The 22,165-nt window shown below is 36.6% G+C and carries 22 protein-coding genes; 11 read left to right on the top strand and 11 right to left on the bottom strand.

Going from position 1 to position 22,165, the window contains the following annotated elements; all coding sequences use genetic code 11:
* The first annotated feature begins 188 nt into the window (after positions 1–188).
* The 8 genes from ACJVDK_RS08265 to ACJVDK_RS08230 all read left to right on the top strand — a co-directional run bounded on the left by ACJVDK_RS08265 (position 189) and on the right by ACJVDK_RS08230 (position 8,847).
* Entirely contained in the window at positions 189–839 is a 651-nt protein-coding gene (locus ACJVDK_RS08265; protein WP_443939808.1) for a hypothetical protein, read from the top strand.
* A complete protein-coding gene (locus ACJVDK_RS08260) occupies positions 836–1,564 on the top strand; it encodes a hypothetical protein (protein WP_443939807.1) in 729 nt (242 codons plus the stop codon). The genes ACJVDK_RS08265 and ACJVDK_RS08260 overlap by 4 nt, the downstream gene beginning before the upstream one ends.
* A gap of 159 nt (positions 1,565–1,723) precedes the next feature.
* Complete coding sequence (locus ACJVDK_RS08255) at positions 1,724–2,341, top strand: hypothetical protein (protein ID WP_443939806.1); 618 nt, start codon at positions 1,724–1,726, stop codon at positions 2,339–2,341.
* A 24-nt stretch (positions 2,342–2,365) separates the two neighbouring features.
* Positions 2,366–2,716 (top strand): chitin binding peritrophin-A domain-containing protein, encoded by a 351-nt coding sequence (locus tag ACJVDK_RS08250; protein WP_443939805.1) that lies wholly within the window; start codon positions 2,366–2,368, stop codon positions 2,714–2,716.
* A 269-nt stretch (positions 2,717–2,985) separates the two neighbouring features.
* The gene (locus ACJVDK_RS08245) at positions 2,986–5,637 is read left to right on the top strand and encodes an outer membrane beta-barrel protein (RefSeq protein WP_443939804.1); all 2,652 of its coding nucleotides are present in this window, start codon (positions 2,986–2,988) and stop codon (positions 5,635–5,637) included.
* Between the two features lie 301 nt (positions 5,638–5,938).
* Positions 5,939–6,250 carry a DUF3467 domain-containing protein gene (locus ACJVDK_RS08240; protein ID WP_443939803.1) on the top strand — a complete coding sequence of 104 codons (312 nt, stop codon included), beginning with the start codon at positions 5,939–5,941 and terminating at the stop codon, positions 6,248–6,250.
* Between the two features lie 72 nt (positions 6,251–6,322).
* Positions 6,323–7,546: an OmpP1/FadL family transporter gene (locus tag ACJVDK_RS08235; protein ID WP_443939802.1), complete on the top strand. Its 1,224-nt coding sequence runs from the start codon at positions 6,323–6,325 to the stop codon at positions 7,544–7,546.
* Positions 7,547–7,560: 14 nt separating this feature from the next.
* Positions 7,561–8,847 (top strand): SGNH/GDSL hydrolase family protein, encoded by a 1,287-nt coding sequence (locus ACJVDK_RS08230; protein WP_443939801.1) that lies wholly within the window; start codon positions 7,561–7,563, stop codon positions 8,845–8,847.
* A 57-nt stretch (positions 8,848–8,904) separates the two neighbouring features.
* Here ACJVDK_RS08230 and miaA read toward each other — a convergent pair whose 3' ends face one another.
* From miaA to ACJVDK_RS08210, 4 genes are all read right to left on the bottom strand, one after another.
* On the bottom strand, positions 8,905–9,816 hold the full coding sequence (gene miaA, locus ACJVDK_RS08225; RefSeq protein ID WP_443939800.1) for a tRNA (adenosine(37)-N6)-dimethylallyltransferase MiaA: 912 nt from the start codon (positions 9,814–9,816) through the stop codon (positions 8,905–8,907).
* Positions 9,817–9,894: 78 nt separating this feature from the next.
* Positions 9,895–10,545, bottom strand: coding sequence for an IS1096 element passenger TnpR family protein (locus tag ACJVDK_RS08220; RefSeq protein WP_443939799.1), 651 nt, complete (start codon positions 10,543–10,545; stop codon positions 9,895–9,897).
* A gap of 88 nt (positions 10,546–10,633) precedes the next feature.
* On the bottom strand, positions 10,634–12,088 hold the full coding sequence (locus tag ACJVDK_RS08215; protein WP_443939798.1) for a CCA tRNA nucleotidyltransferase: 1,455 nt from the start codon (positions 12,086–12,088) through the stop codon (positions 10,634–10,636).
* 84 nt (positions 12,089–12,172) lie between these two features.
* Positions 12,173–12,739, bottom strand: a complete 567-nt coding sequence (locus tag ACJVDK_RS08210; protein WP_443939797.1) for an L-threonylcarbamoyladenylate synthase — start codon at positions 12,737–12,739, stop codon at positions 12,173–12,175.
* Between the two features lie 194 nt (positions 12,740–12,933).
* On the opposite strand from ACJVDK_RS08210, the gene ACJVDK_RS08205 reads away from it, so the two are divergent.
* Positions 12,934–13,509 (top strand): DUF4136 domain-containing protein, encoded by a 576-nt coding sequence (locus ACJVDK_RS08205; RefSeq protein ID WP_443939796.1) that lies wholly within the window; start codon positions 12,934–12,936, stop codon positions 13,507–13,509.
* Between the two features lie 45 nt (positions 13,510–13,554).
* Here ACJVDK_RS08205 and ACJVDK_RS08200 read toward each other — a convergent pair whose 3' ends face one another.
* Both ACJVDK_RS08200 and ACJVDK_RS08195 read right to left on the bottom strand, forming a co-directional pair.
* A complete protein-coding gene (locus tag ACJVDK_RS08200) occupies positions 13,555–14,772 on the bottom strand; it encodes a glycosyltransferase family 4 protein (RefSeq protein ID WP_443939795.1) in 1,218 nt (405 codons plus the stop codon).
* Between the two features lie 12 nt (positions 14,773–14,784).
* Positions 14,785–15,603, bottom strand: coding sequence for a 2,3,4,5-tetrahydropyridine-2,6-dicarboxylate N-succinyltransferase (locus tag ACJVDK_RS08195; protein WP_443939794.1), 819 nt, complete (start codon positions 15,601–15,603; stop codon positions 14,785–14,787).
* A 218-nt stretch (positions 15,604–15,821) separates the two neighbouring features.
* Between ACJVDK_RS08195 and ACJVDK_RS08190 the strand changes: the two genes are divergently transcribed.
* Positions 15,822–16,223, top strand: a complete 402-nt coding sequence (locus ACJVDK_RS08190; RefSeq protein WP_443939793.1) for an RNA-binding S4 domain-containing protein — start codon at positions 15,822–15,824, stop codon at positions 16,221–16,223.
* On the opposite strand, the gene ACJVDK_RS08185 is transcribed toward ACJVDK_RS08190, so the two are convergent.
* The 3 genes from ACJVDK_RS08185 to ACJVDK_RS08175 all read right to left on the bottom strand — a co-directional run bounded on the left by ACJVDK_RS08185 (position 16,192) and on the right by ACJVDK_RS08175 (position 18,264).
* Entirely contained in the window at positions 16,192–16,944 is a 753-nt protein-coding gene (locus ACJVDK_RS08185; RefSeq protein ID WP_443939792.1) for an EcsC family protein, read from the bottom strand. The genes ACJVDK_RS08190 and ACJVDK_RS08185 overlap by 32 nt on opposite strands.
* 39 nt (positions 16,945–16,983) lie before the next feature.
* On the bottom strand, positions 16,984–17,466 hold the full coding sequence (locus ACJVDK_RS08180) for a nucleoside deaminase (protein WP_443939791.1): 483 nt from the start codon (positions 17,464–17,466) through the stop codon (positions 16,984–16,986).
* A 201-nt stretch (positions 17,467–17,667) separates the two neighbouring features.
* Positions 17,668–18,264 (bottom strand): OmpH family outer membrane protein, encoded by a 597-nt coding sequence (locus ACJVDK_RS08175; RefSeq protein WP_443939790.1) that lies wholly within the window; start codon positions 18,262–18,264, stop codon positions 17,668–17,670.
* 360 nt (positions 18,265–18,624) lie between these two features.
* Here ACJVDK_RS08175 and gyrB point away from each other — a divergent pair, with 360 nt between their 5' ends.
* Positions 18,625–20,583 (top strand): DNA topoisomerase (ATP-hydrolyzing) subunit B, encoded by a 1,959-nt coding sequence (gene gyrB / locus ACJVDK_RS08170; RefSeq protein WP_443939789.1) that lies wholly within the window; start codon positions 18,625–18,627, stop codon positions 20,581–20,583.
* An 86-nt stretch (positions 20,584–20,669) separates the two neighbouring features.
* On the opposite strand, the gene ACJVDK_RS08165 is transcribed toward gyrB, so the two are convergent.
* Complete coding sequence (locus ACJVDK_RS08165; protein WP_443939788.1) at positions 20,670–21,596, bottom strand: bestrophin family protein; 927 nt, start codon at positions 21,594–21,596, stop codon at positions 20,670–20,672.
* A gap of 24 nt (positions 21,597–21,620) precedes the next feature.
* Complete coding sequence (locus tag ACJVDK_RS08160) at positions 21,621–22,118, bottom strand: hypothetical protein (protein ID WP_443939787.1); 498 nt, start codon at positions 22,116–22,118, stop codon at positions 21,621–21,623.
* Positions 22,119–22,165 lie beyond the last annotated feature (47 nt).

The following is a 22,165-nucleotide window of genomic DNA, read 5'->3' as shown; positions in this document are numbered from 1 at the left end:
TATAGCAATCAGTTTAAGTGAAATGGTAGCCCTATTCTAAGTTCATTATAGTGCCTACTCTTACTTTCTTATTAAATTAATCAGTTATAAATTTTGAAAATATATTTATGCGAAAATATATTCAGGCTTTTTTATGCCTTGTTATTTGTTTTTCCTTTGCATGTACTAAGAAGAAGGAACTAAAAAAGTTGAGCACAAAAGATTCACTTTCTAAACTTTTAAATAGTGAGCAAAATAAACACAATATATTGCTATTGCTAAAAAATGACGAATGTGATGCGTGTAAAAAGTTTTACAGCTATGTTGATTCTAACTTTGTTGCTATTCAAAATAAGTTACCCAAAGATACCGAAGTGTATGAAATAAGCATTAACAATTTCAATAGTGAAAATATGTGGATATTTCACGTACTAGAAGGTTATGGTTTTCCAACAATATTATACATAGATAAAGATTTGAATGTTAAAGGAAAAACTGCTGGTTGCGATTTATACAAATTTGACGATTTTTTGAGAGATATAAATAACGCAAAGGAAAATAGTAGTAACATTAATCCAAAAATCGAGGCCGATTTGCGAAAATACTCCATTCTGCTGAAAGGATACGTGAATTTGAAAGAGCGTAACGCCGTATCAGCAGATACCTATAACCAGGTTACTAAAGAAATGAATTACGTACGCAAAACAACTTTTATAAGTGGTTTATTAGAAGCTTACTATTATAAAATAAATACTATACACCCAGAGAGAGTTGCTTTTATTAAGAAAATACTGCTTCAAAACATAGCTGTTTCTAAAGGATATTTTAACACCGAACAAAAATTAACCAATCAATTATGAAAATTAGAAATTTAGTGAAGTTTTCATGCCTGTGTTTATGCAGTTTCAATTTTTTTTCAGCGTATAGCCAAGTTACAGTTGATGCCGATTTAAAAGAATGGGGCGATATGAAAAAAATGTCTTATGACAGTGAAAATAAATTGTATTACGCCTTTAAAAAAGATTCCAATTTTTTATACATGGCCATCTATAAAAATGAATATGCAGGCAAATATAGCAATGGGGGTGTTCAATTATTTTTTAATGCACAAGGGGCAAAAAAAGATTCTTTAATGCTCACTTTTGCACATACCTATACCGATTCTACCACTCACAAATTGGTGCATAGAACCCATGATTATTTTTTGTTAGAAAATTTTAACGGTATTAAGAAGCAATTAGTACCAAAATTTAATGAAATGGGTATTTTACTGGAGTGGAATTATACGAATATAGATCATATACCAAGAGAAGATAAGGTTATGGAGCACATTCCAGCGAATCCAAATATTTTTACGGCAGAGGTTCAAATCCCCTTGACTTATTTAATCGAAAAATTTAATAAAGAACTAGTTTATAAAATTTGCTTAAGAGGTAGCGATATAACAAAAAAGGGAAAAGAGGCTTTTTTTAAAAGAAGGTTATTTACTCCTGAACTTTCAAATACTGCGTTCGTAAAAGATATCATTGATAGGTCTTATTTTACAGAATTCAACGGAAACTTAAATCTAAACACTATAAATTAATTTAATCTCAATTTTAAAAGGAGACATACAATATTTTAACAATCAAATATGAAAATTAAAAATTTATTAAAGTTTTTGTGCCTGTGTTTATGCAGTTTCAATTTTTTCTCAGCGTATAGCCAAATTACAGTTGATGCCGATTTAAAAGAATGGGGCGATATGAAAAAAATGTCCTATGACAGTGAAAATAAATTGTATTACGCCTTTAAAAAAGATTCCAATTTTTTATACATGGCCATTTATAAAAACGAAAATGCCTTAAAATACAGTAATGGAGGTGTTCAGTTATTTTTTAATGCACGAGAGGCAAAGAAAGATTCTTTAATGCTCACTTTTGCCCATACTTATACTGATTCTGTTACCCGAAAATTAGTACACAATACCCATGATTATTTTTTGCTGGAAAATTTTAATGGTATCAAGAAACAATTAGTACCCAAATTTAACGAAACGGGTATTTTACTGGAGTGGAATTATACTAATATAGACTATTTACCTAGAACGGGTAATATTGATGTTAAAAATATTAAGCCAAACCCGAATGTATTCAGCGCTGAAATTCAAATTCCTATAGGCTTTTTACAAACTAATTACGGTAATGCACTTGACTTTGCTATCTGCTTAAGAGGTGGGGATACTAAAAAAGAAGGAAAAGAAGCGCTTGAAAGGAAAAGGTTATTTCCAATGACATCAGCGATGCCATTTCAAAATGAATTAATTGAAAGGTTATATTTTACTGAATTTGAAGGAATCCTAAACCTCAATACAATACACTAATTAACTTTTAAACAAAATAAAATTATGAAAAAAACAAATGCTTTATTTGCAACCTGCTTACTTTTCTTTTTCTCAGTATCGCAATCCTTTGCTTGGATATTTGCAGCCCCTAATGGAATTGTTGCTATACCAGGTGTAACTTATTCTGTTAACTTATGCAATGGTGTAACATCAGGTTCTGTAAGATTAGCAGTTCCTGGAGATCCTTTTTGTTTCGTATTGTGCGATTACGACTCGCAGTTTGCTGCTTTTTATGATTGCGCACCAGGTACTGCGTTTAATCCAAATACCCAAGTTTGTGATTGGACAGAAAAGGTCGTGCCTATATACCCCGATTTTCCTTGGAGCACTTACCCAAATGGTAAATATCAATAGCTTTTTTGTTTAAATTATTAGAAAAAACACTCAATTATAACTAAAAATTTAGTTATAATTGAGTGTTCATTTTTTATAGAAAAGATGAAAGGAAATCCTTATTTAATTTATTAGTACTATTTTCATTCTCCATGTTCTCAAAAAAACACCTCTTTTCTAAATTTGTTGTTAGTGCTGTATTTGTGTTTAGTTTAATTTCTAGTCGGCATGGATTTGCACAAACTGTTCCACTGGCAACACGTAATGTTTCAAGCATTTTACAAGACTCTTTGAGTAAGCCAATAGTAGGAGCCACTGTTAGGTTAGTATCTACAAAAGACACGCTGTCAACCGTAACCAATGCCTATGGGTATTGGGGTTTTAAAAATGTAAAATCGGCTGATTTTTTAATCAGCATAAAAGCATTAGGTCATCAGACGTATAATCGGAAATACTTTAACAACGATACTAAAAGTCAAATTAATGTGCCACCAATTCGCTTGGGTGCAAAAGAGGAGCAATTATCAGAAGTAACCATTTCTGGCATGCGCGGGCCAAAAATAAAAGGCGATACGACCGAATTTTGGGCAAAAGATTATGTGGTACGCGATTATGCTCGTTTGGAAGATTTACTTAAACGGATGGAAGGCATTACCATTGATGAACACGGAAGTGTATTTTACAATGGAGAGCGCGTGGTGAAGGCTTTGTTTAATAATTCACAATATTTTAACGGTTCTACTAGAGAGGCGATAAAAGAATTACCAGCCGATATTGTAGAACGGATTCAAATTATCGATCAGAATGAAACAGCCAATGGAGCAAAAAGGACTAAAACGGAACAATCCGTAAAAGTTTTGAACATCGTAACAAAAGCGGATAAATCGGCAGGGAAGATGTATGATTTCAAGTTGGAAGAAGGAACCGAAAACAGGATGAACGTAGCAGCATCAATAAAAAAAATTGATGCAATGGATCAATTTGCAGCAAACGCATATTACACTAACGAGGTGTTGGGCTTACCCGATAGTCCTGTACCAGGCACCATTGCGAACCAGAGTTTAAAATTTAGGAGCGGAGGGCAACTAACTGATGGTAGACAGAAGACTGTTACCGCAGGTTTAAGTAAAAATCATAAAATTGCGAAAATTAATTTTAATACTTCTTATGCTTTTAATTGGATGAATGTAGGCTCGTCTGTTCAAAAGGTAGAAGAAAATTTTTATGAGGAAGGTTCTCTTTATTCGTCTAATAATCGTATCAATAAAACCGAAACAATTAATCAGACGTTAAACAGTTATTTTAATGGGAAATTTAATCAAACAAGTTCTATTAATGGGAATTTTTCTGCTAGTTATCAGCGAAATAATGCCGATATGGATGCCGAAATGAAGCAATCTGGAATAATCAATAACATACAGAATGATCTTTCGAGGAGTAAAGGCCATGATTTTAAGTATACTTTAAATGGTAACTACACTAAAAAGTTGAGTCCAAAACTGGAATTGCGTTCAACTATTAATAGTTCGTTAAACAACAACGCTGCAAATGAGCGCCTCAATACCGATATTTTTTCTGTGCAGAATATGCAATTGGTTCCCGATAGTAGTATTCATCAGCTAAAAGATGTCGAAAATATGAATACGTCAAATTCTTTACGGAATTCCCTTTATTGGACAAAAAGTGATCGATTAAAAATGAATGGAGGAATTGAACTTTCAAATCGATCGAGTGTACGCTCTATTGAAGCCTATTTACAACCAAACGATGAGCCTGTTTTTCAACCCAATTTAAGCAATTACCAGTCTGAAAATCTGTTTGCAATCCCGCTTTATGTCTCAGCAGAATATTCCATAACCAGTCAACTAAGCTTTAGTACTGGGTTGACCTTAAAGAATCAGTGGTTACATGCATTGATAGATTTTAAGCAGCAGACAATTAATCGGTCGGATGTATTTCTGGAGCCAAATTTACACCTTAATTATTTGATTGAAAAGGTTGGTCAATTCGATTTCTCGGTAGCACAAGGCTTTCAGCAGCCCAGCGCGACACAATTGAATACAAATCCATATTACGTTACACCCTATACTATACAGATCGGAAATTCGGACTTAAAGAATGCTAAACAGAAAATTTATACCTTTCGATACTCTAATTTTTTCACGAAAATACGTTTCAACATGAGTATGAGTGCATCTTTTACCTTTAGGGACAATAGCGTTACTTCCAATCGCTTCGTTCAAATTGATCCTATAAAGAACACCTTGACAACCATAAATAAATATGAAAATATAGATGGGACAAAAGCGCAGAATTATTCGATGAATTTGTCAAAAAATCTGAATAAGTTAAAAACCAGTCTTTCCTTTAGTGGATTAATGAGAATATCTGCGACTCCCTATTATGCTAATAATAAAGTTGAAATACTTCATTCTAAAAATGCAAATTATTCTTTATCGATGCTTTTATCATCATTGAAATGGCTGGACCTTACACCCGAAATACAATACACAAATTCGCAAGATGAGAATTCTTTGTCAAGTCAAAATCAGAAAAATTTTAACAGTCTGCTATCGATGAAGTTGAAAGCTGGAATTTTTCTTCCGAAAGGGTTTGTGCTTCATTCCAACGTGAGTCAGGTAATAAATCAATCGAGTAGTTTAGCAAAATTGAGTCCTTTTGTGGTGAATGCAGCCATTGAAAAGCGTATTTTTAAGGCGAAAAACGGCATCATCAGCTTTGTTATGATGGATTTAGCAAATCAGAACAAATTGTATGCTTATAGTAGTTCGAATTTAGGATATTCAAATACAGCCACGAATACCGATAGCCGGTATTTTTTACTTCAGTTTTCATGGAGCCCACAATTATGGGGAAAAAGCAAGTACGATACTGGACGCGGAAGAAGAGGCGATGGTAGTTTTATTGAAAAGGTTAATTGATTATCAACTGATTAACGTTTACTAAGATTCAAAACATCATGTTCATTTATGACGGATATGGTTCAACCTACAGCGAGATTTGTGTTAAACCCTCCTCTCGCTACGGTAAAATAACATACCCGAAGAAGCGCTATCTCAAGCCTTATAATGAAGTTATCCTATCAGAAAGACTTGCAAATTTGTTTTCTTTACCAGACAGAGATTTAATTCAACTTAGAGGAGTGAAATTTCTATAACACTTGCGTAAATAATGCCTTAAACACTCTTTATTTCAGAATTTACTTGCTAATTTTGACTTTATATGGAAGATCAACAAAATGAAAATCAATTAAATATTGAATTGTCGGAAGAGATTGCTGAAGGAGTTTTCTCAAACTTGGCGATTATTACGCATTCAAATACTGAATTTGTGTTGGATTTTATTCGTGTAATGCCTGGCATTCCCAAAGCAAAAGTAAAATCACGAATTATTTTAACTCCCGAACACGCGAAACGTTTATTAGCTGCTTTAGAGGATAATATAAGTAAATTTGAGTCGGTAAATGGCCGAATTAAAACGCAAGAAGAACCTCCTTTCCACATGGGATTTGGTGGGCCAACAGCGCAAGCTTAGTTTGCAACAAATGTTTAGAATTTATGCGTATATTATGCATGCATAATGTATGTTCTACTTAACCAAATATAAATGAAAAAAATACTCTTTAGTATGTTACTCGCTGCACCCATTATGGTATGGGGACAAGGCTTTCAAGTGAATCTTCAAGGTCAGAAACAAGCGGGTATGGCAGGGGCTGGTTCAGCCTTGGCATTAGACGAGGCATCTGTTTTTTACAATCCAGGTGCTGTTACTTTCTTAGAAAAAAACTCTATTTCTGCGGGCGTTCATCCTTTATTTTTTAAATCAGCCTTTCAGTTGGCGGGTACCAACAATACGGAATATGTAGAAAATAAAATTGCACCACCTTTTGAAGCTTATGCGGTGTGGGGGCCAAAGTCGAACAAGTGGAAACTTGGTTTAGGTGTATATACGCCTTTTGGTGGCATGGTTGATTGGGGAAATAATTGGTCAGGTAAATACACATTAACCTCCCTAAATTTAAAAGCAATTTATTTTCAACCTACATTAAGTGTTAAAATTACAGAGAACATAGGTTTAGGGGCTGGTTTTGTTTATAATCATGGCGAAGTGAATCTTCAACGCGCTTTACCCGTTAATTATCCGAATGGAGAAGTAGGTAAAGCAACTTTAGAAGGTACAGGAGAAGGTTTTGGTTGGACAGCCGGTTTATATGTTAAGACATTAAGTAACATTACTTTTGCGTTAACCTATAAATCGAAAGTTGTAACGAAGCTAGATAACGGTACGGCTAAATTTGATGTGCCACAATCATTGGTTTCTTCGTTTCCAGCCGGAAACACGTTTAATGCAGAGTTGCCATTGCCTTCTACCACAACCTTAGGTATTGGTATTCCGGTATGTGAAAAAACGCATCTTGCTTTTGATGTTGCCTGGGTGCAATGGAATGTATATAAAGAATTAGCTTTTGATTACGCAGTAAATACTCCCGCTTTAGCGGATACAAAATCGGCACGTAATTACCGTGATGGTGCTTCATTTAAGTTAGGTATTAACCATCAAGCATCTGATAGATTTGCTTTAAGAGCAGGTTTGGGATATGCCATTTCTCCGGTTCAAGACGGTTATGTAACCCCAGAGGCTCCGGATGCCAATCGTTTCATTGCAAGTGTTGGCGCTGGCTATTCTTTCACAAAACACTTCGAAGTAAATGCATCGTTCTTTTTTGAGGATGTTGAATCGCGCAAGCAAAAGAATTTGGAAACAGGCTTAGATGGTACCTTTAAAACGTTGGTGTATGCACCGGGTCTATCATTAACTTATAAATGGTAAGGAGAATTGAACACATGAAAAAATATATCATTCATTCACTAGCAATCGTTGCTACGTTATTTGTTGCATCCTGTAAGCCTGAAATAGAGTCTGAAGTTTCGAATACAGCTGGACAAGCTAATTTCACTAAATACATTGCTATTGGTAATTCACTAACCTCAGGCTTTGCCGATGGTGGGTTATATTTGGAAGGCCAAAAAGTTGCTTATCCAAATTTGATAGCAGAGAAAATGAGTAGCTTAGGTGGCGGTGCGTTTACCTCTCCATTTTTTACGGATGCACAATCAAATGGCTCAGGATACCTTGCTTTAACTGCTTTGGTTAATGGTACACCAACGCTAACACCTGTTGTTGGCAATGCTTGGAGAAATAGTCCAACCAATACCCTGCTTACCAAATACACAGGAGAAGTCCAAAACTTAGGTATACCTGGTATGCGCTTAGATTTGAGTTTCGATCCTTCCTTAACTTATAGCGCTGCTAACCCATATTTCGAGCGTTTATTGACAGATGTGCAAGTAGGTAAAACCAATTATTTTCAGTTTATTCAAGGAAGAAACCATACCTTTTTCTCTTTATGGTTAGGAAACAATGATGTACTGGGTTGGGCTACAAATGGAGGAGTAACCAGCGATGTTACTAATGTATTGACTGATAAGTCAACCTTTTCGTTGCTGTATTCGAACATGTTAAATGTTTTAACGGCTGCAGGTCAAAAAGGAGTTGTTGCAACTATTCCTGATGTAACTGCTGTACCATATTTTAATACGGTTACTGTTTCAGCCTTGTTGGCTGCTGCAAAAGCTATAAATCCGGCGGCTACTGCTATTTATATTCAAACAGGAACCGGTTCCGTGCGCGTAGCTACGGCAGAAGATTTAATTCGTTTGCCTTTTCAATCAGCAGGTTTGTTTGGAACAGGAACCATTCCATATGGTTTACATCCTTTAAACCCGATTGAAAATAAATGGGTATTGGACAAAGATGAAGTAGCAAAAGCTAAAGACTATGTGTTGAGTTATAACAACAGCATTAAATCTTTAGCAGCAAGCAAAGGTTTAGCCGTTGCAGATGCATTTTCATTTTTAAACCAAGTTAAAACCGGTATTGTGGTAAATGGCGCTGGCATGAATGCATCATTCATTTCGGGAGGAGCTTTTTCATTAGATGGAATTCATTTAACACCTAAAGGATATGCTGTCATGGCAAATGTATTCATAGACGCTATCAATGCAAAATATGGCTCTAACTTATCAATTGTTGATGCTTCACAATATAGAGGCGTAAAGTTTCCAAATTAAGCGGATAGCTATTCACAAAAGAGGCTTGCAATTCGTTTTGCAGGCCTCTTTTGTGTTTTATGTATGCGTGTAGTTCCTTTTGATTAAGGAAAGGATGTTTTCAAAATCATCAGGTTCAACCCAGTTAATCTCCTCATCTCTTCTAAACCAAGTTAATTGTCTTTTAGCAAATCGGCGTGTATTTTGTTTAATCGCCGCTATGGCTTCTTCTAGCTTAATTTTACCATCCAAAAAATCAAAAATTTCGCTGTATCCAACTGTATTTAATGCGTTGAGATGGCGATAGGGTAATAATGCTTGTACTTCTTCTATCAAACCATTTTCAATCATCAAATCTACCCGATGGTTAATTCGTTCGTATAGAACTGCTCGGTCTGTATTTAAACCAATTTTGATACAATTAAACGGGCGTTCCTTTTTCGTATCTGAAAGCATTGATGAAAGCTTTTGTCCTGTGGAGAGAACCACTTCCAATCCACGAATCATGCGTTGCGGATTATTTTGGTCTACTTTTGCAAAGTATTCCGGATCAAGTTTGGCCAGTTGTGTTTGAATACTCAGCAGTCCCTCGTTTGCAAATTGTTGATTTAATGCCTCACGAATGCTCAAATCAATTTCGGGCATTTCGTCTAGTCCATTTAACAAGGCATTTACGTATAAACCCGATCCGCCAACTAAGATAACGACGTCATGTGTCGTAAATAGTTCATTTAATACCTCAAGCGCTTCAACCTCAAAATCGCCGGTACTGAACAATTGATTAACCGAGTGAGAATCGATGAAATGGTGTTTTGCTGCGGCCAATTCGGTTTCATTGGGTTTCGCAGTGCCAATGGCCATTTCTTTAAAAAACTGCCTTGAATCAGCGGAAACGATCTCCGTTTGGAAATGTTTCGCAAGTTCAATAGCCAATGCAGTTTTTCCAATAGCGGTAGGTCCTACAACAGCAATCAATGTTTTCTTTTTCATCGGCGTTTTTTGTTCTTTAAAAATAAAGCTGCCAAACGGTTAGTCTGACAGCTTATTTTATATCATTTTTGAATATGACTAATAATCCTCATGTCGACTATCGTCATCGTAATTATCATTGTCTGAAAACTCGTCGTCAAATTCATTGCTTTCATCTTCCTCGTCGTGTTCTTCTTTTTCCTCTTCGTTGATACCCATTTCACCCATCGCTTCTAGTTCATCGGTATCTTCGGGTACAAAGTTCATTTCGTTTAAGAAATCAAATTCACTGGCAGAAGCGGCTGCGGGACGCGGATCCACTGCTTGTGGACTGTTTTGCTCCATGATTTTTGGAGCCTCGCCAATACTTTTAGCCAAGAATGGATATTCGATATTGGTATCGGCATCTAAAATGATTTTTACCAATTCTACGTGAAAATCGTAGGGCCGATCGAAATTATAGATGTAGTAAAATTTTTGATGAGGATCATCAATAAAACCACTCAATTTCGACTTTTCCATTAAAACTACGCGGTCTTTTTTGCGCTCGCTCGGTAAATATGCAATTTCATCGCCTTTTAACCAATTATCAGTACTTACATAAAATGAAGATGGTTTTTCAGCATTGTATCCGGTAGATTTGTGAATCGCTCTGTGTAAATCTTCAAAAGTTTGATTGGATTTAATGTCGATCTCTCTCACAACATCATCAAAATCCTCGAAAGTAATTCTAAATTTATAAATAGCCATTAGTGTAGTTTGGAGCCGTAAAAATAAAGTTAATTTGTTTTAACGCAAAACCAATTTCAGTATAAAAAGCAAACTTAGGGATTGATTTTTACTGTTTAACGGGTTTTAAGCCTAATTGTTTTGCTTGTTCTAACATAAAATTAAAGGCACTCTGGTAATCATTGGTGATATCGCCTTCTAAAATCGCTTCTCGAATGGCGTTTTTAATTACGCCAACTTCTCTTCCTGCGGTTAAGCCAAAAGTTTCCATAATGTCGTTTCCGGTGATGGGGGGTTGCCAATTGCGAATTTTATCGCGCTCTTCAACATCCTTTAATTTCTGTACAACCAATTCGAAATTGTTACGGTATTTGGCTTTTTTATATTCGTTTTTGGTGGTTACATCGGCATTGCATAGAATCATAAGGCTTTCAATCTCTTCGCCGGCATCAAAAAGTAAACGTCGTACAGCAGAATCGGTAATGGTATCTTGCGCCAAAACAATCGGGCGTAAGTGTAATTGAACCAATTTTTGCACGTATTTCATCTTTTCATTTAAAGGAAGTTTAAGCTGCGCAAAAATTTTAGGAACCATTCTGGCTCCTCTGTCTTCGTGACCGTGAAAAGTCCAACCATGCCCTTCTTCAAAACGTTTAGTAGCTGGTTTTGCAATGTCGTGTAAAATGGCAGCCCAACGTAACCACAAATCGTCGGTGTTTTCGCAAATGTTATCGAGTACCTCAAGGGTATGATAAAAATTATCTTTATGTCCTTTCCCTTTTATAATGTCAACACCATACAAATGTGCCATTTGGGGAAAAATGATTTTGAGTAATCCTGTATTAAACAAGTGCTTAAAACCGATAGAAGGTTTTGGTGCTAAAATGATTTTGTTTAACTCATCTGTAATGCGTTCTTTTGATACGATGCTGATGCGTTCCTTTTGCGCCTGGATTGCTTGGAGTGCTTTTTCATCGATATCAAAATTTAACTGGGTTGCAAATCGGATGGCGCGCATCATGCGCAAAGGATCGTCAGAAAAAGTAATTTCCGGATCGAGTGGTGTACGAATTAGACGGTTTGCTAAATCATTTACGCCATTAAAAGGGTCAAGAAGTTCGCCAAATCGATCGGAATTTAGATTGATTGCCAATGCATTAATGGTGAAATCTCTTCGCAGTTGGTCATCGCTCAATGTGCCGTCCTCAACAATAGGCTTGCGCGAATTGGAACGATATGATTCTTTTCTAGCACCCACAAATTCCACCTCTAAATCTTGATACTTAATATTTGCGGTACCAAAGCTTTTAAATACGGCAACTTTTGTTTGCAATTTTTTGGCTACCGCTTCGGCGTATTCAATACCTTTACCAACCACCACCACATCAATATCTTTTGAGGGGCGTTTTAAAAAAATATCTCGCACAAAGCCACCAATCACGTATGCTTCTATTTGCTTTTGGTCGGCAATGGCCGATAAAGTTTTGAAAATAGGCTTATGTAGAAACGTGTTAACATCCCCGAGAGGGAAGTTTTCATGATCAGAGCTGGAATTGGATCGCATAAATTGGTGTTAGGTTGCAAAAATACGAAAAAGCCTTTACGCCAAAGTGCGAAAAGGCAAATAACGCTTAATTGTGTAGTGAAATTACTTTCGGATAAACTCGAATTGGCCACCCGGCGATAATTTCATGATTGTTGAAGGTTTTTTAGCCGTTCGATTTTCTTGCTCAAAATTTACTACGTAATCAACTGCCGCCACAATTTCCGGGTCAATATCGTCGAAAAATTTTGGGGATGGTTTTCCACTTAAATTGGCCGATGTAGACACAATTGGCTTACGGAAACGTTGCAATAAAGGTGTGCAGAAGTCGTGTTTAACAATTCGAATTCCAACGCTGCCATCGGCATTAATAACGTTTGGAGCTAAATTTTTAGCATCGGAAAATACAATAGTCAACGGATTTTCGGCATATTCAATTAAGTCGTATGCCACTTCCGGAACTTCCTTAACATAACTTTGAAGTTTGGTATCGATATCTAAAAGGACAATCAGACTTTTTTCAGCTGGACGATTTTTAATCTTCAATAATTTATCAACCGCTTCCGCATTATTGGCATCGCAGCCTAAACCCCAAATAGTATCGGTTGGATAAAGAATAACCCCGCCAGCCTTTAAAACTTCAAGTGTTTTATTAATTTCTTCTTTAAGCATGGTTGCAAAGTTAAGCGATTTCTTAAATGGTTGGTAACGTTAATTTTCGTAGTTGAAATGTTAAAAAATGTTTAAAATGCGGTATTATTTTTTTGCTGTGCTTATTATTGTAATATTCTAAACAATTTCGTTTCTAATTGTATTATTATCAGTATATTTATATCTAGGTTATTAACAACAAAACACATAAAAAAATGAAAAATTTGACTAAAATTTTAATGCTTATAGCCGTTGTTATAGCATTAGCTAGCTGCTCTACTTTACGTACAGCTTCTGATTTTGATAATAAAGTAGATTTTGGTAAGTACAAGAGCTTTGCCTTTTATGATAAAGGTATTGCACGTTTGCATATGAATGATTTGGATAAACGCCGTATGCTTGCAGCGGTTGAAAGTCAAATGATTGAAAAAGGATTTACAAAAACCGACACAGCCTCTGCCGATTTACTCATCAATATGGTAATGGTGGCAAGAGAAAGAACAGAAGTTTACAATAATTTCTATGGCCCAGGTTGGGGTTGGGGATGGGGATGGGGTTGGCGAAATCCTTATTGGGGTTGGGGCGGATATGGTTGGGGTGGCCCAAGCTACGTTGATCAATACATGGAAGGTACCTTTATCATCGACTTCTTAGATCCAAAACAGAAAAAATTAGTGTGGCATGGTCGTGGGGTAGGATTTAATTTAGATAATTTGAACAAACGTGAAGAACGTATTAATGAAGGTGCGAAAGAAATTTTAGCGCAATATCCTCCATTAGCAGCCAAGTAGTTCTTCGAAATAGCATATAGTAAAGACCAAAGTAAGCGTTAACTTTTAACCTTTATTTTGGTCTTTTAGTTTTTTATAGCAATTCATCATCTGCTCCGTTACAACATGGCTGTTGAATTTTTGAACAAAATCCAATCCTTTTTCGTGCATTTCCTTTTGTAATTGAGGTGATTGAATGATTTTGTTAAGCGCATTGGCCAAGGCAAGTGCATCATTCGGGTCAATGTAAATACTATCGGGCCCACCCGCTTCTTCCAAGCAAGAGCCGGTTGCAGCAACTGTAGGAACTCCAGAATAGAGCGCTTCAATAATGGGAATACCAAAACCTTCGTAAAAAGAAGGATACGCAAATAGTTTTGCCAGTTGATAAATCCCAGGTAAATCGCTGAACGGAATGTCTTTTAAAAATAAAATTCGATCCATTAAACCCAGTTTTTCTATTTCTTGCTCAACGATTTTAAAATAAGGCGTTTTCTTGCCAATAACCACAAGCTTATACTGCGGATCAACGTGTTTAAGCGCTTGAACCAAGAGTTTCAAATTTTTCCGCTCTTCTATCGTCCCAACATTGAGGATATAGTTTTCAGGTAGCTGATATTTTTCACGAATACCGCTTAATCGCTCGGTAGAAAAAGCTGTTTTAAAGCTATCATCGCAACTTTGGTAAATCACCTGAATCTTATCTGGGTGAATGTTGTAGAATTCAATAATATCGGCTTTCGTTTTTTCGCTAATCGCGATGATTTGGTCTGCGTGTTTACACGCGTATTTGCTTTTGAATGTGTAAAGTGACCGGTCGATAAATTTATAATAGTGCGGAAAGCGGAGAAAGATTAAGTCGTGCATGGTTAACACCGACTTAATGGCTGTTTTTTGAATGCGAAAAGGGATTTCGTGGCTAAGTCCGTGAAAGATATCCAGTTTATCTTTCTTTAAATCCTTCAAAATTCCGAAGCTTCGCCACAAGAATTTGCTCGATTTAGGCAAGTTTAAGAAAATGTTTTTTGTTTCGAAAAAGGTATCAATTTGCCTTGCCGATTTTACTTTTGGCGTATACACCAGGTACTGGTTTTCCGGAAATTTTAAAGCCAATTGTTGAATGAGCGATCGGCTGTAGTTACCTAGTCCGGTTAAATTGTTGGCAGCTCGTTTTCCGTCGTACCCAATTTTAAGAGGGTGTTTCAAAGCAGAAAGCTCAAAGTCTGCATGCGCAGATTTTGAGCTTTCATTTATTGTGTATGAATTATCACTTACAGTTTTCAAATCTGTTAAGGATTAAACCGCAACATTATTTTCTCTTAACGCATCGTTTAAAGAAGTTTTCTTATCAGTACTTTCTTTACGTTTACCAATAATTAAGGCACAAGGAACTTGGTATTCTCCTGCTGGAAATTTCTTGGTGTAACTACCTGGTATCACTACTGAACGCGCAGGTACAATTCCTTTATATTCAACTGGAGTTGGTCCTGTAACATCAATAATTTTAGTTGATGCTGTTAATACAACGTTTGCACCTAAAACGGCTTCTCTTTCAACTTTTACACCTTCTACTACAATGGCACGTGAGCCTAAGAAAGCATCGTCTTCAATGATAACTGGAGCAGCTTGAACAGGTTCTAATACACCGCCAATACCAACACCACCACTTAAGTGAACACGTTTGCCAATTTGCGCACATGAACCTACAGTAGCCCAAGTATCAACCATGGTGCCTTCGTCTACATAAGCACCAATGTTTACATATGATGGCATCATGATTACACCTTTTGCTAAAAATGCACCATAACGCGCACTTGCCATTGGTACTACACGTACACCGTTTGCTTTATAATCGGTTTTTAAATCCATTTTATCGTGGTAAACAAAAGGACCTACTTTAGTTTCCTTCATCTCACGAATAGGGAAATATAAAATAACAGCTTTTTTAACCCACTCATTAATGCCCCAAGAATTTAATACAGGTTCTGCAACACGGATTTCTCCTTTATCTAAACCCAATACTACGGCTTCGATTGCCTCGCAATAATTGCTATATTTTAAAAGACTTCTGTCTTCCCAAGCGGCTTCAATTAATTTCTTTAAATCTGAATACATGATGTTCTAAAATTTTACGCAAAATAAGTCAATTTTATCGATTTTTATGGCCTATTCGCCAATAAGTTTTATCGATAGGGTTATATGTGCTGATTTGCAGCATTCCTACAAAATGAAAAAAGTTTACTGTTTATAATGGGGAGCAGTGCCCTTGCTCTTCATAATGCCGCCGAAAACACGCAAACAGTTCAGACAAATTTCTTAATTTTGACCTTGCTATGGAAACTGAAAAATTAAGAATAGATAAATATTTATGGGCAATAAGGCTGTTTAAAACCCGTAGTTTAGCCACTGACGCCTGCAAGGCAGGTAGAGTGAAGCTTAAGGGGCAGAACATTAAGCCTTCTGCTATTGTGAAAGTGGGGGACGTATACCAAGTTTCCAAAGGCATCGAAAAGAAAGTAATTGAGGTAGTTGAACTATCCTACAACAGAACCGATTCGCCAACGGCATTGACCAAATACAAAGATTTAACACCTCCGGAAGAAACACATGCGTTTAAATCTGTTTTTCATGCGCCTACTTTGAAACGTGATAGAGGTGCCGGACGACCAACCAAAAAAGATCGCCGTGAAACCGATCAGTTGATTAGTGGTTTGTTTGAGGAGGATGAGGATTAATTTTTTTGCGATTAAAGTACCGCATTCGATAACTCATCATGGCTGTACGGCCTAATTTTTCGAGTAATTTATAATTGGCTACCGCTCCCACAGCCGCTCCAATAAAGGGGATTAATTGTGCCAACTTGGCTAAATCAATGTAATCGCGGTATTGTTGTTGAAAGGTTAACCAGTCAAATTCATCAATATTTGCAGGTAAAAGATGCGCCAATTCATCCCAGTTTTCCATTTTAAGAAATACATTTTTGCTTTCTTCCTTGCTTGAGAAAGCCAGTTGAAAGATGTGTAAAATGTACAAGCGTTCGCGGTAATCTTTTACCTCATATCCATAAAGCGCGGCTATATCGAAGAGCATTTTTATTTTAATGCCTAGCAATAAAGGGAAATCGGCCATGCTCATTAGAAAGCCTCCAGCCCCGGTAATCCCCCCTTCGGCGGCTCCTGTTTTTTGGTAGGTATTTATTTTTTGTTTGATTAAAGCCTCACGGTGCATGAAAGAAATGTCGGTTATCGGTTCTCCAGTAGTGAAGGTTGACCCAAACAATACAGCCTTTACCATTTGCTTGATGGCGATGGTTATTCCCTCATGAATTTTATGGGGAATAAGATTGTTTATTTTTTGTTGAACACGCGTGGTTAAGATGTTAAATACCGATGGGTCTTGGAGGATTTTGAATTTCCAAAAAGCAAGTTCACTTGTAATTTTTTCCTCGTAACTCATGTGTGTTGGATGTTAAAAAAGGCAATTGGTTACAGCAGCTTAGTAATCCGTTTTTTGAGCTGAATTTTCCCATAATTTGAAAGCTTGCAGCGCTTCATTGCGCATCAATTGGATAATGGGTAAGGCTCGCTTTTCCATGGGTTGGTCTAATTCATCATAAATAAATTTATCGCTGAATCCTATTTTTTCAGCATCTGATTTCGTATTTGCGTAGTAGATTGCATCAATTCTGGCCCAATAAATTGCGCCCAAGCACATAGGGCAGGGTTCGCAACTGGTGTACACAACACATCCGCTTAGGTCAAATGTGTTCAACTTGGCGCAGGCCAATCGAATAGCCGAAACTTCAGCATGTGCCGTGGGGTCGTTGGTAGCGGTAACCTGATTGGCTGATGCGGCAATAATTTCGCCATCTTTTACGATAACGGCACCAAAGGGGCCGCCAGTATTATCGCGTACATTCTTTTCGGAAAGAGCGATAGCATGCTGCATAAATTCTTGGTGTAAGATGCTTTCATTCATACTGAAATTTTGCTAAAGGTAACGTGTATCAAGATGCGAAATTTCTCTTAGAAAACACCAATTTACAGTGGAAAGTTTGCATAGAAGGCAAAAAAAATGCCTCACGAGGAGGCATTTTTAAGTATCTCGAGTGAGAAATTATTTTTTTTTTAAGTATCTCGAGTGAGAAATTATTTTTTTTTAAGTATCTCGAGTGAGAAATTATTTTTTTGAATATTCAGCGTTTAAGCCTTTGATTACTTCAGTTGTAACGTCTAAGCTCTCATCAGCAAATAAAATTGTTGGATTGCCTTTTGAATAGCTTAAAACCATTTTATAGCCTTTTTCTTTCGCATAACCTTTTAAATAAAGGGCAATTTTATCGTATAATTTTTCGTTTTCTTGCGCTTGCTCGTTTTGTAAAGCACCACCTGCATTTTGTTGGTAGGTTTGTAATTCTTGTTGTTTACGTGCTAGGCGCTCTTCTGTAGTTTTACGTTGATCAGCAGGCATCGTTTGTGCTTGTTGTTGGTATTGCGCAACTTCTCTTTGGAAAGCTTGACCTTTAGCCTGCATATCTGCCTGTGCATTTTTAGTTTTGCCTTCGAACTTAACTTTTAAATCTTTAAAATATTCGTATTTCGTTAATAAAGAATCAGAGTTAACGTATACGATTTTTTCAGAAGGAGCTACCGGCGCAGTGGTTTCAGTTTTTTTAGTTTCAGTTGTTTTAGTCTCTTTGTTTTGGCATGCAGAGAATGCTGTGATTATAGCTGCCGAAGCAAATAAACCAAAGGTTTTTAAGGTTCTTCTTTCCATTATTGTTTAATAAATTTTAGCAAACATATATAATTTTAGGTGGATATGCAATAAGGATTTTAGCCTCTAATTTTAAAGCGAAATTTGTAGGAAAGGAGGATAAACACCCCATTAAAAGCTTTTCTTGCCGCTAAAGAATGGCTTGTTGCTGTAAAACGAATAAAGAAAAGTAGTAAATACGCTGTCGAATGGAAGAAAGACTTTCGTTAAATGAAGAGTTTTGAATAATTTCTAGTGTTGAAAAGAAACGATTTAAAAGCTTGCGTTTTTGTAGTGGTTTTTTACACAGGTTTTTATCAACATATTCGGCTATGTGGCAGATTTTTCGTATTTTTGATACTTATAGTATTTAATTAAAACATGAGCGAAGAAAAAGATTTAAAATCAAATTATTCGGCAGATAATATACAGGTTTTAGAAGGTTTAGAAGCGGTGCGTAAGCGCCCTTCAATGTATATAGGCGATACAGGTGTAAAAGGTTTGCATCATTTGGTTTACGAGGTAGTGGACAACTCAATTGATGAGGCTTTGGCTGGTCACGCAGATACGATCGATGTACGGATTTTAGAGGGAAACTCTATCCGAGTTGAAGACAATGGTCGCGGTATCCCTACAGGCATTAATACAAAAGAAAATAAATCGGCCTTAGAAATCGTAATGACGGTTTTACACGCAGGTGGTAAATTTGATAAAGATACCTATAAAGTTTCTGGAGGACTGCACGGGGTAGGGGTAAGTTGCGTGAATGCTTTATCTACTCATTTAAAAGCAGAAGTTCACCGCGAAGGTAAAATTTGGGTACAAGAATACAATATTGGTAAGCCTTTGTACGATGTAAAATCGATAGGCGATACAGATAAGCGCGGTACCATTGTTACGTTTAGTCCGGATGCGACAATTTTTACGCAAACAACTGAATATAAATACGATACGCTTGCTGGTCGTTTGCGCGAATTAGCATTCTTAAACAAAGGAATTAAGTTAACCTTAACCGATGAGCGCGAACAATTGGCAGATGGAAGCTTTTTGTCTGAAACATTTCACTCTGAAGGTGGCTTAAAAGAATTCGTAGCCTTTTTAGATGGAACCAGAACCTCATTATTAGTAGAACCAATTTATATTGAAGGTATTAAGAATGGCATTCCTGTTGAGCTAGCTTTTCAATACAACGATAGTTATTCAGAAAACGTTCACTCGTATGTAAACAACATCAATACGCACGAAGGAGGTACACATATTGCCGGATTTCGTAGAGGTTTAACCCGTACGTTAAAAAACTATGCCGATAAAGAAGGCTTGTTGAAAAACGTAAAAATGGAAATCACTGGTGACGACTTTAGAGAAGGTTTAACAGCCGTAGTTTCTGTAAAGGTTGCTGAGCCTCAATTTGAAGGACAAACTAAAACCAAATTGGGTAACAGTGAGGTTATGGGCTCGGTTGATGTAGCCGTTGGCGAAGCTTTAGGAAATTATTTGGAAGAAAATCCGAAAGAAGCAAAGCTGATTATCAACAAGGTTATTTTAGCTGCGACAGCACGTGCTGCGGCGCGTAAAGCCCGCGAAATGGTTCAACGAAAGAGCGTGATGGGCGGTTCGGGTTTACCTGGTAAATTAGCGGATTGTTCAGATAGTGATCCTGAAAGATGTGAAATCTATTTAGTAGAGGGAGACTCTGCAGGTGGTACGGCTAAACAAGGTCGTGATAGAAACTACCAAGCAATCTTACCTTTAAAGGGTAAAATTTTGAACGTAGAAAAAGCCATGGAGCATAAAATCTACGAAAATGACGAGATTAAAAACATGTTTACAGCAATTGGTGTAAGCATTGGTACCCCTGAAGACGATAAAGCATTGAATTTAACAAAATTACGTTACCATAAGATTGTGATTATGACGGATGCCGACATCGACGGATCGCACATTACAACCTTAATTTTAACGTTCTTTTACCGTTACATGCGTGCATTAATTGAGGCTGGTTACGTGTATATTGCATCACCACCACTTTATCAAGTTAAAAAAGGTAAGGAATTTGAATATTGTTGGAATGATGTGGAACGCGATGCTGCTGTTCAGCGTTTAAAAGGAGCAGGAAAAGAAGATAGTGTACACATTCAACGTTACAAAGGTTTGGGTGAGATGAATGCTGAGCAATTATGGGATACTACTTTAAACCCTGCAACACGTACCTTGTTACAAGCAACTATTGAGAGCGCTGCAGAGTGTGATCATACCTTCTCTATGCTTATGGGTGATGAGGTTGCTCCACGTAGAGAGTTCATCGAACGGAATGCCAAGTATGCGAAAATTGATGCATAATCGGCATACCATAAATTTTATATAAAAAAGTGGTCTTCAAAATTTTGAAGGCCACTTTTTGTTTTTATAGTTGGGGATAATATGTTTTATAATATGTAGTACGAACCAACTTGAGCATGCTCAGTTTGTGGTTTGTCTTCATACAGCTTGTTGTCATTGACCATCTGAGATAAATCTCTTTCAATGGTTCTACAAATTGTTGTGGTAGGTGTATCCGTTGGTTTGTTTTCAAAAGGATCTTGTAAATGAACAGCCATTTTTTCAACCAAAAGAAAGAACGCAGCGATGGCTACCACCAAAGGGATTTCCATGTATCCAAAATACTCGATTAAACCGAATGGTAATAGAACAATAAACAAATGGATGGACATGCTGATGTATTTACTATAGGTAACCGGAAAAACGGTATTTTTGATACGTTCGCAGCCTCCCATGTGGTTACATAATGCACATAAGGTTTTATCAATTTCTATTTGTTGATACTTGTTGATCCATCCTTCATTTAAAGCACGTTTTAAATCTAAACCGTGAAGTTCTAATAAGGACGTGGTTACGTTTTTGCGGCTCTTAATGAATTGCATGTCTTCTGGTGAAAGATAAGCCTCTAATCCTTTATAAGCACTAAATCCCCTCAAGCCTTGGCTTAACGCATAGCACCAAGCAATTTGTCGTTTAATAAAACGGGTTTTAAAGGTGTCAATTTCTTCGGATCCATAAGGATTATCAATAAAAGATAAAATCTGACGTGAAAGACTTCTGCTGTCGTTTACAATTGCGCCCCACAGTGTGCGAGCTTCCCACCATCTATCATATGCCTGATTTGATCGAAATGCTAAAAGTAGTGAAATAACAGTACCTAATAGGGCAGGGACCGCTACTGGGATGGATATGCGTGTGATGTGAAAATTTTGATAAAGTACGACAATTCCAATGGAGTAGCCAATAACAAATAATACTTCTTTTTTTACTTTACCAAAGACGTAGGTTAACGGAACATTATTTCTAAGTAGCATGATTTTTAAAATTAAATTTTGAAATTATACAGGTTGTAATTTGTGTTGTGGTTCTTCTATTTTTGATTCCAATAAGTTTTCACTAGCTGGAATTTGGTCTTGATTAAACACGAGTATTGGACAGCCAGAACGTTCTGTTAGGAGTTTTGGATCGATACTATATTTATTTAAAGGTTTAAATGGGTAATCTTGCAAATAGGCAATCTGATCAACCTCAAATGCTTCAATAAAGTTTTTAAATGCTGCAACAGTACTCCCGTAAAAATATTCGATGCCCATGTTGTTAATCGTTTGCGCGTGCGCAGACTTTGATTGCTTGAGCCTTTCGTAAAATTCATCCGGAACGGTTTCGTAATCGCGGCTTCTGCGACTTAGCATAAGCATATCTGTAATTGAATCAGATAGTTTGAAGGCGTGTAGAAAAATAATATTTACTTTTTCATCGCCCTGCTGTGCAACTATTGCCTCGATAATTTGAGTGCTTTCTAAACTGAAATCTGTTGGTACTAATATTGTTTTCATGCTAAATCTTGTTTAAGTGATGATTAAATGATTAATACAAGTTTAGG

The sequence above is a fragment of the Pedobacter paludisoli genome (genome assembly GCF_052344095.1).
Classification (GTDB): domain Bacteria; phylum Bacteroidota; class Bacteroidia; order Sphingobacteriales; family Sphingobacteriaceae; genus Pedobacter.
Note: the sequence above shows the minus strand (reverse complement) of the source record. Positions and strands in the feature narration are given on the sequence as shown.